This is a genomic window from Pedobacter gandavensis (assembly GCF_014172405.1).
GTDB classification, from domain to species: Bacteria; Bacteroidota; Bacteroidia; order Sphingobacteriales; family Sphingobacteriaceae; genus Pedobacter; species Pedobacter gandavensis.
In genome coordinates this window covers 51,941-65,940 of record NZ_WNXC01000012.1, presented here as the reverse complement: position 1 = coordinate 65,940, position 14,000 = coordinate 51,941, and the positions used below count along the sequence as shown (strand labels likewise).

15 protein-coding genes are annotated in these 14,000 nt (G+C 38.0%); 7 read left to right on the top strand and 8 right to left on the bottom strand.

Translation table 11 applies throughout. The features are described from left to right. Nucleotides 1-434 precede the first annotated feature (434 nt). The gene (locus GM920_RS23475) at nt 435-794 is read right to left on the bottom strand and encodes a CoA-binding protein (RefSeq protein WP_182961851.1); all 360 of its coding nucleotides are present in this window, start codon (nt 792-794) and stop codon (nt 435-437) included. A 191-nt stretch (nt 795-985) separates the two neighbouring features. After that, on the bottom strand, nt 986-2,527 hold the full coding sequence (locus GM920_RS23470; RefSeq protein WP_182961850.1) for an NAD(P)/FAD-dependent oxidoreductase: 1,542 nt from the start codon (nt 2,525-2,527) through the stop codon (nt 986-988). Between the two features lie 308 nt (nt 2,528-2,835). Here GM920_RS23470 and GM920_RS23465 point away from each other — a divergent pair, with 308 nt between their 5' ends. The 5 genes from GM920_RS23465 (at nt 2,836) to GM920_RS23445 (ending at nt 5,671) form a co-directional block, all read left to right on the top strand. Then, nucleotides 2,836-3,417, top strand: a complete 582-nt coding sequence (locus GM920_RS23465) for a LemA family protein (protein ID WP_182961849.1) — start codon at nt 2,836-2,838, stop codon at nt 3,415-3,417. An 80-nt stretch (nt 3,418-3,497) separates the two neighbouring features. Next, a complete protein-coding gene (locus GM920_RS23460) occupies nt 3,498-3,947 on the top strand; it encodes a TPM domain-containing protein (protein WP_182961848.1) in 450 nt (149 codons plus the stop codon). Then, a complete protein-coding gene (locus GM920_RS23455; RefSeq protein WP_182961847.1) occupies nt 3,944-4,714 on the top strand; it encodes a TPM domain-containing protein in 771 nt (256 codons plus the stop codon). The genes GM920_RS23460 and GM920_RS23455 overlap by 4 nt, the downstream gene beginning before the upstream one ends. A 5-nt stretch (nt 4,715-4,719) precedes the next feature. Further along, nucleotides 4,720-5,118, top strand: a complete 399-nt coding sequence (locus GM920_RS23450; protein WP_182961846.1) for a hypothetical protein — start codon at nt 4,720-4,722, stop codon at nt 5,116-5,118. A gap of 1 nt (nt 5,119) precedes the next feature. Beyond that, complete coding sequence (locus tag GM920_RS23445) at nt 5,120-5,671, top strand: NUDIX hydrolase (protein WP_182961845.1); 552 nt, start codon at nt 5,120-5,122, stop codon at nt 5,669-5,671. A gap of 73 nt (nt 5,672-5,744) precedes the next feature. Here the strand turns inward: GM920_RS23445 and dnaA are convergent, their stop codons facing one another. From dnaA to GM920_RS23430, 3 genes are all read right to left on the bottom strand, one after another. After that, entirely contained in the window at nt 5,745-7,175 is a 1,431-nt protein-coding gene (gene dnaA, locus GM920_RS23440; protein ID WP_182961844.1) for a chromosomal replication initiator protein DnaA, read from the bottom strand. A gap of 194 nt (nt 7,176-7,369) precedes the next feature. After that, a complete protein-coding gene (locus GM920_RS23435; protein WP_182961843.1) occupies nt 7,370-8,917 on the bottom strand; it encodes an acyl-CoA mutase large subunit family protein in 1,548 nt (515 codons plus the stop codon). 3 nt (nt 8,918-8,920) lie between these two features. Then, a complete protein-coding gene (locus GM920_RS23430; protein WP_182961842.1) occupies nt 8,921-9,448 on the bottom strand; it encodes a DUF7935 family protein in 528 nt (175 codons plus the stop codon). Nucleotides 9,449-9,536: 88 nt separating this feature from the next. Here GM920_RS23430 and GM920_RS23425 point away from each other — a divergent pair, with 88 nt between their 5' ends. Continuing rightward, a complete protein-coding gene (locus GM920_RS23425; RefSeq protein ID WP_073237714.1) occupies nt 9,537-9,890 on the top strand; it encodes a HesB/IscA family protein in 354 nt (117 codons plus the stop codon). 115 nt (nt 9,891-10,005) lie between these two features. After that, complete coding sequence (locus GM920_RS23420) at nt 10,006-11,238, top strand: ABC transporter permease (RefSeq protein WP_182961841.1); 1,233 nt, start codon at nt 10,006-10,008, stop codon at nt 11,236-11,238. A gap of 71 nt (nt 11,239-11,309) precedes the next feature. On the opposite strand, the gene rfbB is transcribed toward GM920_RS23420, so the two are convergent. The 3 genes from rfbB to galE are packed head-to-tail and all read right to left on the bottom strand — an operon-like array spanning nt 11,310 to nt 13,991. Beyond that, a complete protein-coding gene (gene rfbB / locus GM920_RS23415) occupies nt 11,310-12,365 on the bottom strand; it encodes a dTDP-glucose 4,6-dehydratase (RefSeq protein WP_182961840.1) in 1,056 nt (351 codons plus the stop codon). 36 nt (nt 12,366-12,401) lie between these two features. After that, entirely contained in the window at nt 12,402-12,968 is a 567-nt protein-coding gene (locus GM920_RS23410; protein ID WP_182961839.1) for a hypothetical protein, read from the bottom strand. Next, a complete protein-coding gene (galE, locus tag GM920_RS23405) occupies nt 12,969-13,991 on the bottom strand; it encodes a UDP-glucose 4-epimerase GalE (protein ID WP_182961838.1) in 1,023 nt (340 codons plus the stop codon). Nucleotides 13,992-14,000: the final 9 nt, after the last annotated feature.

The following is a 14,000-nucleotide window of genomic DNA, read 5'->3' as shown; positions in this document are numbered from 1 at the left end:
TTTAAACTTTTTTACTTTGTTCTATTTGGTGATTAAACCTTCAAAACAACCTCTGACTCTTCTCTACTGCAATCTTTCAAATTCTTCTCTCTGTAGCTCTCGCACAAACCCTTCCTCCGAAGCGGGATGCAAAAGTAAGAAAATTAAACGCCCTCGCAAACTATATAACAACTACAATCCAAATACCCCTATAACTACATGATCTACAGTGCAAAAAAATAACATAAATTTAACACCGGATAAGAAGAAAGGTTAAACATGAATTTTCATCTTAGCCATTCATAATAAAAGACAACCTAAAGAATGGCAAAAGTAATTGCTTGTTATTTGATCCGAAACAAAACAATCAATAGACAAGATAGATAAATGCATCATCAATAAGCTGAATTACAATATTCAGTAGTAAACTAAGAACTAAATAACATCACCACCCTCTAATACTGACCTGTGGATAGCAAAACCAAAGTACAGGCCTCCACTGGTTCTATATCATTCTCCTTCAACAATGATTCAAGCTCTTTATTTTCTGTGCCTGGATTGAAAATTACTCTTTTAGGTTTGGTCTGAAGAATATAATCATAGTATTGGTGCTGAATATCCTCTCCTATATATAAGGTAATCGTGTCTATACCTTCATGCAAGATTCCAGGCTCTTCAATAGACACTCCAGCTACCTCTCCTTTTTTTATCCCAACATTAACAATAGAATGTCCCTTTGCTTTCAACATATGAGCTGCTTTATAGGAATAACGCATAGGATTTGGGGAAGCCCCAATAATTAATGTATTTTTCATAGTAAATATATTTAGGTCAATTTAGCCCTCCCCTTTCATGTCAAAGCTGAGAAGGGTAAGCGTGAAATCTCCATTTGCAAGTTACGCAGTAGCAAACCAAACATGATCATGTCGAACAAAAATCATCAAAGCCATGAACAAGCATCACAGCTTCGAAGGACATTAACAACGAAACAACAAATCTGCTTATATTAAGCTAATTTAAGAATGGCGTTTGCACAATTCACCCCATCAATTGCTGCTGAAACAATCCCCCCTGCATAACCAGCGCCTTCAGCACAAGGAAATAATCCCGCAACTTGTGGGTGTTGAAAAGTTTCTTTATCCCTTGGGATACGCACTGGAGATGAACTTCTACTCTCTACACCAACAAGAATCGCTTCATTTGTATAATAACCCTTCATTTTCTTTCCAAAAAGGGGTAAAGCATTTCTTAAGCTAGAAGCAACAAAATCAGGTAACGTCTCTTGTAACATTACACTTTTTGTTCCTGGCAGATAAGAGTTCTTAGGTAAATCAATTGACACCCTATTCTCTACAAAATCTACCATTCTCTGTCCAGGAGCCACAAGGTTACCTCCTCCCATTTGGAAGGCCGTGCGCTCAATATCTGCTTGAAAGTTCATCATTCTTAATGGATCTGTTCCTTTCACATCATCCAAGGTGATCTGCACCACAGTTCCTGAATTAGCAAATGGATTGTTTCTTTTAGAAGGAGACCATCCATTCACTACAATTTCATTTTCATGGGTAGCACAAGGGGCAATAATTCCACCTGGGCACATACAAAATGAAAAAACACCCCTACTTCCAACTTGTTCTACTAAACTATAGTAAGCAGGAGGCAGAAATTCACTACGAATATCGCAGTGATATTGTGCTGCATCGATAATTGCTTGTGGATGCTCAATTCTCACACCCAGAGCGAAAGGCTTTGCTTCAACTAGTATATTTTTACTATTTAATAATTCATAAATATCTCTCGCCGAGTGTCCTGTTGCCAAAATAACAGCATCAGCCAATAGTTTATCATCCCCATTCACAATGACGCCTTTAACTTTTCCAAAGTCGATCAGGATATCAGTCACTTTTTGATCAAAGCGTACTTCTCCTCCGGCATTTTGAATACGTTCTCTAATTGCGGTAATAATTTGCGGGAGTTTATTTGTCCCAATATGAGGACGGGCATCTACTAAAATATCTTCGGTAGCGCCATGTTCAACAAAAACCTGTAACACTTTATTGATATCCCCACGCTTATTAGAGCGGGTGTAAAGTTTACCATCAGAATAAGTCCCTGCACCACCTTCTCCATAGCAATAATTGGATTCTATATTTACAATACCTTCCTTATTAATAGCCGCCAAATCCCTCCTACGCTGTTTCACATCCTTACCACGCTCTAGAACAATAGGCTTAAACCCATTCTCAATACATTGTAAAGCCGCAAATAATCCAGCAGGGCCGGCGCCGACAATAATTACAGGTTTTTTATCACTAACATTTGGATAATTCACTTCAAAAACCTCATTCAAAGGTTCTTCGTCGATAAATACCCGAACCTGAAGGCGAAAAATCACTCTTCTTGAACGTGCATCAATAGACCTCTTTAGAATTTTATATCCTTTAATTCGTGTGATCTTGACCTCTAGGACCTCAGATAAGGTGCTTTTTAAGATTGCATCCTGTTCAACATCTTCAGGAGCCAGAGTAATTTCGATTTCTTTTTGCATAAATATGTCAGGTTTTTATCCTGAACTGTTGCAAATATACGAAATCTTGAATGATGAGCTCCGGAATGATCTTTCAAAAAAGTGATCAGGGACTCTTAACAAGCAGTTAATCAACTGACAGAAATGCCGTTTAATTAAGAATTACAGGCTGATTCGTCATTTTTATAAAAACCTGTCATGTTTTTTTACAGATTAGAAACAAGGGTACGGAAATTGAGTTCTAATTTGTAAATTAACACTTAGAAAAACAAAACGCAAAACCTGGTCATGACAACAGTTAACAATCAGGGCAATTAAAAACAGAAATTATGAAAAAAACAGTATTAGCAATAGTCGGTATTTTAGCATTATTAGTAGTCTTTAGCAGCTGTGGGTACAATGGCATGGTTAAATTAGACGAAGACGTTAAGGCGAAATGGAACCAAGTAGAGACACAGTACCAAAGACGTTCTGATTTAATCCCAAATCTTGTAAATACCGTTAAAGGAGCTGCTAAATTTGAGCAATCGACTTTAACTCAAGTTACAGAAGCTCGTGCTAAAGCTACTCAAGTAACCATTGATCCTGATAAACTAACACCGGAAAATATTGAAAAATACCAGGCGGCACAAGGTCAGGTGAGTCAAGCTCTTGGACGTTTATTGATGGTCACAGAAAACTATCCTGAATTAAAAGCCACAGAACAATTTAGAGATGTTTCGGCTGAACTTGCAGGAACTGAAAACAGAATAGCTGTAGCACGTAAAGATTTCAACGAGGCTGTACAGACTTACAATACTAAAGTAAGGTCTTTCCCTAATAACATTACTGCTGGCATATTTGGTTTTAGCCAAAAAGCAGGCTTTAAAGCAGAGGCCGGGGCAGATAAAGCTCCAAAAGTAGAATTCTAAAATACCGTCACAACATTTAAGGGTAATCCGTGTTTTAGTTAAAACATGTATTACCCTTATCTTTATCCAGTCATCCTATTATGGGAATTTTCACAGAACAAGAACAAGAATTAATAGCCAACGCGATTTCAGAAGCTGAAAAAGGAACTTCAGGCGAAATCAGAATTGCCATAGACAAACATTGCGAAGGCGATCCTATTGAAAAAGCAACCTCCTATTTCTCCAAACTAGGTATGGAAAAGACATCAAAACACAACGGTGTACTCATCTACCTTGCTTATATTGACCATAAATTTGCTATCATCGGTGATAGCGGAATTAATAAAGTGGTACCAGAGGACTTCTGGGAAACGACGAAAATTGCGATGAAAGCACATTTCTCTGGAGGAAATCTTGTTCAGGGCATTATTGCTGGAATCGTCCTAGCAGGAGAAAAATTAGCCACCTTCTTTCCATTTGAAGGTGGTGATATCAATGAATTACCTAATGAAATCATCTTCATGGACCAATATAAATCTGTAAAGCCATGAAGCAACTACTCATAGCATTCCTTTTTACACTAACTTCCACTTTGGGTTTCGCACAAGATTTCCCAGCAAAACCTAATAAGCTAGTTAATGATTATACGGGCACACTAACTGCCAGTCAACTACAACAACTAGAGCAAAAACTCGTAGCCTTTGATGACTCCACTTCAACACAAATCGCTATTGCTATCATAAAATCGGTAGGCGACTATGACATCGGGGAATATGCATTGGAACTAGGTCGAAAATGGGGCGTAGGTGGTAAAGGAAAAAACAATGGAATCATGATCGTTGCGGCACTGGGAGATAGAAAGATCTCCATACAAACGGGTTATGGTGTAGAAGGAGCACTTCCGGATTTATACGTACGCAGGATTATAGACAATGACATAAAGCCTTATTTTAAAGTAGGGGACTACTACTCCGGTCTTCAGGCAGGTACAGATGCCATCATCAGTTATACCAAAGGTGAATACAAGAATGACAAACCCAAAGCTGGACAAAGTCAAGGAGGAGCTGCTGGCATCATCATTATTATTATCATCGTTATTGTGGTAATTGTCGTTCTTAAAAAAGGTGGTGGAAACGGTGGCGGTGGCCAGGTTATCGGTAGTCGCGGCGTTGCCGATGCTCTTTTTTGGAGTATGTTACTTGGCGGAGGTAGAGGATCAGGCGGAAGCGGGTTCGGTGGCGGCAGTAGTGGTGGCGGTGGATTTGGTGGATTCGGTGGTGGCAGTTTTGGTGGTGGTGGTAGTAGTGGTAGCTGGTAAGACTTATGCTTAGAAGAGATTTAATTACTGCTGAGATGCAAAAGCTAGCTCAGGTACTCGCCCGAATTATGGGACTAAAATTAGAGGGTAATCTAGAAGAAGCCGAAGAACTTTTCAAAGAATCCCTTTTAAAGGAATTTGAAATATCCGAAGATGAGCTGTTAACCGATTCAAATAATGAATTCAACACCCTTTTAAATTCCAAAGAATTTCCAGCTGAAAAACTGGAAATGTTGAGTCAATTTCTTTATGCAGACTTAACTCCTTCCAGACAACAGGAAAGGAATAAGTTGGTTGCAGACAAACTATTACTGATTTATCAAATGCTGGAAGAGAAACATCATATCGTCAGCATGGTCAATTTGGATCGACAAAAGAAGATCCAGCAATACCTTAATCCCTAACATGGAAATATTAAAATGGCAAAAGATTTCATCAAGATACCTGGTGAAAGAGAAATGGGCAACATTACGCGTAGATACTTGTAAGCTCCAAAATGGAAGTACTAAAGATGATTATTTTGTACTCGAATACCCAAATTGGGTGAATGCAGTAGCACTAACGGAAGACAACCAGATAATTATGGTTCGTCAATATCGCCATGGTGCGGACATCATCTCACTAGAGATCCCAGGTGGCGTAATTGATGGCGATGAAAAACCTGAAGACGCTGTAAAGAGAGAATTGTTGGAAGAAACCGGTTATTCATTTAAAACCATCAGTCATTTGGCAACGCTGTACCCTAATCCAGCAACCGCAAATAACGTTACTTTTACTTATCTACTTACCGGAGGTATTAAAACACATGAACAACACTTAGATGAACATGAAATTCTAACGGTAGAGAAATATAGCATTCCAGAAGTTAAACAATTAATACTGGACAATCAAATTGCTCAATCTTTACATGTTTCAGCGCTATTTTATGGTTTGATGAAGTTAGAGGCGGTTAAATAAACATAAAAATCAAAAAAAATGCTCCCATAAAGTATCCAACTTTTTGGGAGCATTTTCATTAAACAACCCATCGTTAGGTCATTTTCAATTTCTTTTGGATATCATGTACATACCCTTTAAAATTCTTGTCGGTATCGATAAGATCCTCTACAGTCTGACAAGCGTAAATTACAGTTGAATGATCTCTTCCGCCAAAAAATGCGCCTATAGTTTTTAAAGATGACTTCGTATGGCTTTTAGAAAGGTACATAGAAATCTGCCGCGCCTGTACAATCTCACGTTTTCTTGTCGGAGATTTTACCATATCAATAGGAACTTCAAAATACTCACAAACCAATTTCTGAATATATTCCATTGAAATCTCTTTTGAAGTGTTTTTAATAAAATTCTTCAACATCTGCTTAGCCAGATTCAGATCAATGTCTTTTTTATTTAAGGTAGACTGTGCTAAAAGAGAAACCATGGCACCTTCCAACTCACGAACGTTATTATCAATATTATGGGCTACATACTCTACTACTTCATTAGGAAGTTCAATTCCATCAGCATACATTTTCTTTCTAAGAATAGCTATTCGCGTTTCCAAATCAGGAATCTGAAGATCTGCAGACAGCCCCCATTTGAACCGACTCAACAATCTTTCTTCTAATCCTGCTAAATCTTTCGGCGCTTTATCAGAGGATAAAATTACCTGTTTTCCTGATTGGTGTAAATGATTAAAAATATGAAAGAATATATCTTGAGTTTTTTCTTTCCCTGCAAAATTATGAACATCATCCATGATAATAACATCCATTGCCTGGTAAAAATTCACAAAATCATTAATAGTGTTGTTTTTTAACGAATCCACGAATTGTTGACAAAACTTTTCACAAGATACATAGATCACCAATTTATCAGGTAGGTTTCGTTTAATCTCGTTGCCAATTGCTTGAGCAAGGTGTGTTTTACCCAACCCAACCCCTCCATAAATCATTAAGGGATTAAAGGAAGTTCCACCAGGTTTAGCCGCAACTGCATATCCTGCCGAACGTGCTAAACGGTTGCAATCCCCCTCAATATAGTTATCGAAAGTATAATTCGCATTCAATTGAGGATCTACTGTTAGTTTTTTTAATCCAGGTATAATAAATGGATTTCTAATATCTTTATTGATAGAAACCGGGATGGGCATTGATTGAAACTTTGCTTCCGCACCATTGCCGTTACTTGGCATATTGGTTGTATAAGGAGAACCACTTTTCGAAGACTTGTCCACCACAATATTATACTCCAATCTTCCCTCCTCACCCAATTGTTTCTTGACCGTCTTTCGAAGCAGTCCAACATAATGTTCTTCCAGCCACTCATAAAAGAATAAACTCGGTACTTGTATTGTTAAAACATTGCCTTCCAACTTGAGAGCGGATATCGGCTCGAACCAGGTTTTGAAACTCTGGCCGGGTATGTTATCCTTTATGATTTGGAGACAGCTTTTCCATACTTCGGTACAAGTTTTTTCCATTTTTATGATACAATTAGTTAGTTAACAGGGACGATACTGGCACATTGGCTATGCCCTATCGAGATACCGAATATTCAAAAAATTATCAACAAAAAAAACTAAATTTTAATATATTCAGTAAGCACTTAAATAGCAGATGATTAGCATAGTTAACCTGAATTTTTTATGTGGATAACTATTTTTTAACATACCTACTAATATTCACCAAAAACACCACGTAGCACATCCGAAACCTCGCCAAGCGTTGCATAAGCTTCTACAGCCACCAGAATAAAAGGCATTAGATTCTCAGTGCCCTTTGCAGCAACTAATAAATCGTTCAAAGCTTTTTCCACAGCCAACTGATTCCGCTCAGATTTTAGCTTATTCAACTTGTCCGTCTGAATGGTTCTTATAGACTCATCAATGGTAAACACATCGTTTATCCCCTCCTTTTCCTGTGTAAATTTATTCACTCCAACAATAACCCGACTACCATCCTCAATTTCCAATTGGTATTGATAAGCAGCATTGCCAATTTCATTCTGGATATATCCATTTTCTATGGCATTCACAGAGCCACCCATTGCATCAATTTTATCAATGTAAAGTTGTGCGGCTGCTTCAATTTCATCCGTTAGGTTTTCCACAAAAAAAGAACCGGCCAATGGATCAACCGTATCCGTAATTCCACTTTCAAAAGCAATCACCTGTTGTGTACGCAGCGCAATTTTGGCCGCTGCTTCTGTAGGAAGTGATAACGCCTCATCGTAACCGTTTGTGTGTAGAGACTGTGTGCCTCCAAGTACTGCTGCCATCGCTTGACTCGTTACCCGGATCACGTTATTCAATGGTTGTTGTGCCGTTAACGTAGAACCTCCTGTTTGCGTATGAAAACGTAACATCTGGGCTTTTTCATCTGTGGCCCCTAACTCTTTAGTGATTTTAGCCCACATTCGCCTAGCTGCGCGGAACTTTGCAATCTCTTCAAAGAAATTATTATGACAGTTAAAGAAAAAAGAGAGTCGCTTTGCAAAGACATTAATATCTAATCCTTTTTCTAAAGCTGCGTTTAAATAAGCTTTACCATTTGACAGCGTAAAAGCAAGCTCCTGTACTGCATTAGATCCTGCTTCTCGAATATGATAACCTGAAATCGAAATGGTATTCCATTTTGGCACCTCCTGACTACAATATTCAAAAATATCAGTAATAATCCTCATAGAGGATTTTGGTGGATAAATATAAGTTCCTCTTGCCGCATATTCCTTCAGTATATCATTCTGGATTGTTCCAGAAATCTGCTTGATATCGGCTCCCTGCTTCTTTGCTAAAGCAATATACATGGCCAACAAAATAGAGGCAGTAGCATTGATAGTCATGGAGGTGGTGATCTTTTGAAGTTCGATTCCATCAAATAAAATTTCAATATCTTTCAGAGAATCAATTGCTACGCCTACTTTACCCACTTCCCCTTCCGCCATTTCATGGTCAGAATCATATCCAATCTGAGTAGGTAAATCAAATGCAACCGAAAGGCCCATAGTTCCCTGTTTCAGTAGATAATGATACCTCTTATTAGATTCTTCCGCTGTAGAAAATCCGGCATACTGACGCATGGTCCACAACCGCCCTCTATACATATCCTTTTGAATCCCTCTTGTAAAAGGAAATTCTCCCGGCTGCTCAGTCATTGGCTTCGCACTGGTATATATTTCTTTGATTTCTATACCTGAACTCGTCGTAATCTTCTTCTCTTCCATAATTTAAAACAATTGATGAATATCCTTTTTAATCAGATCCAGCGTCAAATCATAAGGATTATCAGCAATTTCCGTCATATGTTGCAGTACTTTTTTACTTAAATCCATCCCTGTTGCCTGCTCAGGCAATCCCTGAACCGCATGATTTACCATTGCCAAAGTATCATCTTTAAGCTTACGGATCACATTCCATACTCTTTCGGACACGTACAGTTGTTGCGTTACGTTATGTTGATACTCTGCTCTGATTTCATTGGATACCAATATCTGTAATTCTTTAACTGAAATACCAGGCGTATACAATCTCAGAAACAAATTTGCCGGATTAATTCTTTCTACAAAGACAATCAGGCGCTCGTGAGCCTGAAGACGTAAGGAAAAAATCGGTGATTGCTCCTCTTTTTTAGCAGCAAACCTCAATCTAAAATATTTATCAATATCATTTTTTATCAGGTAATAACCTACCGAAATCGTCACTACACCGGCAACTGTTATGGGGACTACTTCTATTAATAAAGACTCTATGCTCATTCCTTTGTTTAAATACCGTAATAATTAGCGATTAACCCGACAAAAATGTACATTTTATTTATATTTGTTCTTCCTAATTTTAAATAACATGAGTAACACAGTTGATACCGCATTTGCACCAGTTACTTTTACAGAAACTGCTGTAAAAGAGCTTTTTAAACTAAAAGACCAACAAGAAATCGCTGAAGACTTCGGCTTACGTGTAGGAGTAGAGGGTGGTGGTTGCTCAGGAATGAGTTATGTTTTAGGTTTTGATCAAAAGAAAGAAGGAGATCAAGAGTTTATCATTGATGGCATTAAGGTTTTCATGCACAAAGCACACCAGATGTATTTAATGGGAATGCAAGTAGATTGGCAAGATGGGCTAAATTCAAGAGGCTTTACCTTCAACAATCCAAATGCAGCCAGTACATGTGGTTGTGGTACCAGCTTTTCAGCATAAATAGATTTTTATTCAGGGAATTATTTAGGTTTCCATTGTAACATTATAACAGGTCTCGTTGTCTTAACAACGGGACTTTTTATTTTTATCCCTTTAAGAATCTTATTTCTAAAGAATGACCTATACAGAAAACGTAAGAATTGCCCTACAATCTATAAAAAGTAATCGGTTACGCACCATGCTAACTGCATTGATCATTGCGATAGGTTTATCTGCTTTAGTAGGAATTCTAACCACGTTAGATGCAGTAAAAACCAGCATGACGGAAGCGTTTTCTAGTATGGGCGCCAACTCATTTACCATTCGGAATCGTGGTGTAGGAATTCGAATTGGAGGAGGAGGTAAAAGACCTAAGCCGTTCAAGAGCATCCGCTACGAGGATGCTATAACCTTTAAGAATCAACTAAATACACCCGCAACAGTTGCCATCAATGTAATGGTCACTTATGGTGCAACTATAAAATATGGGACGGAGAAAACAAATCCAAATATTAACATTCAGGGAATTGATGAGAATGGATTAAATTCTATGGGCCTTCAGCTGACTTCTGGAAGGAATTTCAGTAAAACGGAAGTCGAAAATGGAAACAATGTTTGTATCATCGGAAGCGAGGTTAGCGAAAAACTATTCAAGAAAGAGTCTCCGATAGATAAAGTCATTAATGTTGGCGGTAACCGACTAAAAGTTATCGGTCTATTGGCATCAAAAGGCTCCAGTATGGGATTCAGTGGAGACCGAGCCGTATACGTTCCATTATTAAAAGCTAAAAAAATCAACTCGAATGGGAATCCTTCTTACAACATTGTAGTTATGGTTCCAACCAACGAAATGCAAGAAGACATCATTGGAGAAGCTACCGCTGAGTTTAGAAACATTAGAAAAGTTAAAGTTGCTGAACCCAATAACTTCGAAATAATTAAAAGCGATGCCATTGCACAAACCTTATTTGAGAATTTAAAGTATGTGGTATGGGGTGGGATTGCTATTGGGGCGATCACCTTAATTGGTGCTTCTATTGGCTTAATGAATATCATGTTGGTCTCTGTTACGGAACGAACAAGGGAAATCGGGATCAGGAAAGCGATCGGCGCCAACCCTGCTGTAATTCGCAAACAGTTTTTAATTGAAGCGGTCATCATTTGCCTGATGGGAGGTGCTTTTGGAATTTTCCTCGGAATAGCGATAGGGAATGTGATCTCTTTGGCGATGGGTGGTTCCTTTATCATTCCATGGCTGTGGATCTTTGGAGGATTCGTACTTTGTGTACTTGTGGGCATTATGTCAGGATACTATCCTGCTAAAAAAGCATCTAAGTTAGATCCAGTAGAAGCATTGAGATATGAATAATTAGAGCAAGATTATAAACAAGAAAGGCCATCTTTAAAAAGATGGCCTTTCTTGTTTATAATGATCAGGTCTTATCTGCCCTGATATTGTGTTTCATAATATGCTTTATAGTTTCCAGAAGTCACATTTGAAAGCCATTCTTCATTTTCAAGATACCACTCAACTGTTTTTTCCAGCCCTTCTTCAAATTGAAGACTAGGTACCCAATTTAATTTATTTTGCAATTTACTAGAATCGATCGCATAACGTAAGTCATGTCCAGCTCTATCTGTTACAAAGGAAATCAATTTTGCAGAATCACCAGGTGTTCTGTTCAGTTTACGATCCATAATATCACAAAGCAAATGAATAAGATCAATGTTCTTCCATTCGTTATGGCCACCAATATTATACGTTTCGCCAGTTGCTGCCTCATGAAAGATCACATCAATTGCACGTGCATGATCTTCTACCCAAAGCCAGTCTCTCACGTTTTCACCTTTTCCATAAACAGGAACAGGCAAATTATTCTTGATGTTATTAATCGCTAATGGGATCAATTTTTCAGGAAAATGGTGAGAACCATAGTTATTTGAGCAGTTAGAAATTACGACATCAAGACCATAAGTATCATGGTAAGCCCGAACGAAATGATCAGAAGATGCTTTTGACGCAGAGTAAGGACTGTGCGGATCATACGCTGTAGTTTCGGTAAACATTCCTGTTTCTCCTAAAGCGCCATACACTTCATCAGTAGACACGTGATAGAAACGTTTTTTATCATAATCACCTTTCCAATGTGCTCTAGCTGCGTTCAAAAGGTTTACGGTACCAATCACATTGGTCATCACAAATGCAGTTGGATCAGCAATAGATCTATCCACGTGAGATTCTGCAGCCAAATGGATGACCGCATCAAAATTCTCTTGCTCAAACAAATCGTTCATCGCAAGGGCATCAGTAATATCAGCCTTCACAAAACGATAATTCGGCAAATCTTCCACATCAGTTAAGTTTGCCAGATTTCCTGCATACGTTAACACGTCAAGATTCAGGATTTCATAATCAGGATAATTGCTCACAAAACGGCGTACCACATGTGAACCAATGAAGCCAGCTCCACCCGTGATCAATATTTTCTTTTTCATTTCGATAGATTTCAATTTTTAATAGCAGGCCTCACCTTAAATTTCTTTAGGCAAACCCAATTCTTCAGCAACAGGAGCTGTTTTATATTGATAAATTTTAGTCAGCACTTCATTAAATCCCTCTTTAAGGTCAAACTGAGTCTCCTCATGCATTTTCAGGTATTTGTTATACACAGAAAACACAGATTTGGCAAAATAGATCATTAACTTTTCATTGAACTTATGCAAAGTAGAAAATACACCTTCATTGAAATCAATGGGAATACCTTTGAAAAGATGAATTCGCAGTTCCATTTCGCTGTTCAAATCTTTAGTCACCTTAAAATGGTGGGTAATACTACCATTTAACTTTCTCATTTTCAGCAAAGCCTCTTTAGCATTCCTTCTTCTATTGGACATCAGCTCTTCAATCTCTTCATCAATTCGGGCACTAAGCTGCTCTTGTCTGTCCACCAAATCTTGCTCCCCTTCCATCAATAAAAAATGCAAGTGTTCTGTCAAGATTTTATCTTTCGCGATCAACCGGAGCAACAGCTTATCCTTTTCCTTTTCAGGAAGGGATTTAATTTCCAGCTTGAGGTCTTTATGTTCGCTTAATAACATCTAGAATGGGTTATCTTTTAAATATTTTTCCCAATTCCATGCAGAAGACATCATTACATTGATATCACGTTCAGCTTTCCATCCTAAATCATTTGCTGATTTAGTCACATCACCCCAAACCTTCTCAATATCACCTTCTCTTCTTGCACCAATGGTATAACTTAACTTTTCGCCTGTTGCTTTTTCAAAAGCTTCAATTACTTGTAATACCGTTGTACCTGTACCTGTTCCTAAATTGAAAACTTCATAATTAGATTCCGCTTTTTTGCTTTCCAAACGTTGAATCGCTGCAACATGTGCTTTAGCTAAGTCTACTACGTGGATATAATCTCTGATTGCGCTACCATCTGGGGTGTCATAATCATTTCCATAAACTGTGATCGGACCACGTTTTCCAATAGCTGATTGTGTAATAAATGGAATCAGATTTTGTGGAACACCGATTGGCAATTCACCAATTAATGCAGAATCATGAGCACCTACAGGATTAAAATAACGCAAGGCAATCACATTCATTTCAGGAGTCACCGCACAACTTTCCTGCAGAATCTCTTCTGCGATCTGCTTTGTATTACCATAAGGTGATTCTGCTTTTTTAACTGGAGCTGCTTCAGTTACTGGCAACACATCTGGCTGACCATAAACAGTACAAGAAGAAGAAAATACAAGATTCACTTTACTATTAAAGCCATTGATGACATTAATCAAAGAATAAAAATTGTTTCTATAATATTTCAGTGGCTGTTGAACAGACTCTCCTACTGCTTTAAAAGCCGCAAAATGAATTACCCCTGAGATGTCAGTATTTGCGTCAACAAATGCTTTAACTTTTAATTCATCACATAAATCCAGCTCAACAAACTCAGGTACTCTTCCAGTAATTGCTTCAATCTGTTTAAGGATTTTAGGATTTGAGTTAGAAAAATCATCAACGATCACGACATCATACCCTGCATTGTATAGCTCTACCACGGTATGTGATCCAATAAAACCGGTACCACCGGTTACTAGTATTTTCGACATTATTATATA

Excerpts from the sequence above, each read along its gene's own strand:
- GM920_RS23475 (WP_182961851.1), bottom strand. The coding sequence starts at position 794 with ATGAAAAATACATTAATTATTGGGGCTTCCCCAAATCCTATGCGTTAT.
- GM920_RS23470 (WP_182961850.1), bottom strand. The coding sequence starts at position 2,527 with ATGCAAAAAGAAATCGAAATTACTCTGGCTCCTGAAGATGTTGAACAG.
- GM920_RS23465 (WP_182961849.1), top strand. The coding sequence starts at position 2,836 with ATGAAAAAAACAGTATTAGCAATAGTCGGTATTTTAGCATTATTAGTA.
- GM920_RS23460 (WP_182961848.1), top strand. The coding sequence starts at position 3,498 with ATGGGAATTTTCACAGAACAAGAACAAGAATTAATAGCCAACGCGATT.
- GM920_RS23455 (WP_182961847.1), top strand. The coding sequence starts at position 3,944 with ATGAAGCAACTACTCATAGCATTCCTTTTTACACTAACTTCCACTTTG.
- GM920_RS23450 (WP_182961846.1), top strand. The coding sequence starts at position 4,720 with ATGCTTAGAAGAGATTTAATTACTGCTGAGATGCAAAAGCTAGCTCAG.
- GM920_RS23445 (WP_182961845.1), top strand. The coding sequence starts at position 5,120 with ATGGAAATATTAAAATGGCAAAAGATTTCATCAAGATACCTGGTGAAA.
- dnaA (WP_182961844.1), bottom strand. The coding sequence starts at position 7,175 with ATGGAAAAAACTTGTACCGAAGTATGGAAAAGCTGTCTCCAAATCATA.
- GM920_RS23435 (WP_182961843.1), bottom strand. The coding sequence starts at position 8,917 with ATGGAAGAGAAGAAGATTACGACGAGTTCAGGTATAGAAATCAAAGAA.
- GM920_RS23430 (WP_182961842.1), bottom strand. The coding sequence starts at position 9,448 with ATGAGCATAGAGTCTTTATTAATAGAAGTAGTCCCCATAACAGTTGCC.
- GM920_RS23425 (WP_073237714.1), top strand. The coding sequence starts at position 9,537 with ATGAGTAACACAGTTGATACCGCATTTGCACCAGTTACTTTTACAGAA.
- GM920_RS23420 (WP_182961841.1), top strand. The coding sequence starts at position 10,006 with ATGACCTATACAGAAAACGTAAGAATTGCCCTACAATCTATAAAAAGT.
- rfbB (WP_182961840.1), bottom strand. The coding sequence starts at position 12,365 with ATGAAAAAGAAAATATTGATCACGGGTGGAGCTGGCTTCATTGGTTCA.
- GM920_RS23410 (WP_182961839.1), bottom strand. The coding sequence starts at position 12,968 with ATGTTATTAAGCGAACATAAAGACCTCAAGCTGGAAATTAAATCCCTT.
- galE (WP_182961838.1), bottom strand. The coding sequence starts at position 13,991 with ATGTCGAAAATACTAGTAACCGGTGGTACCGGTTTTATTGGATCACAT.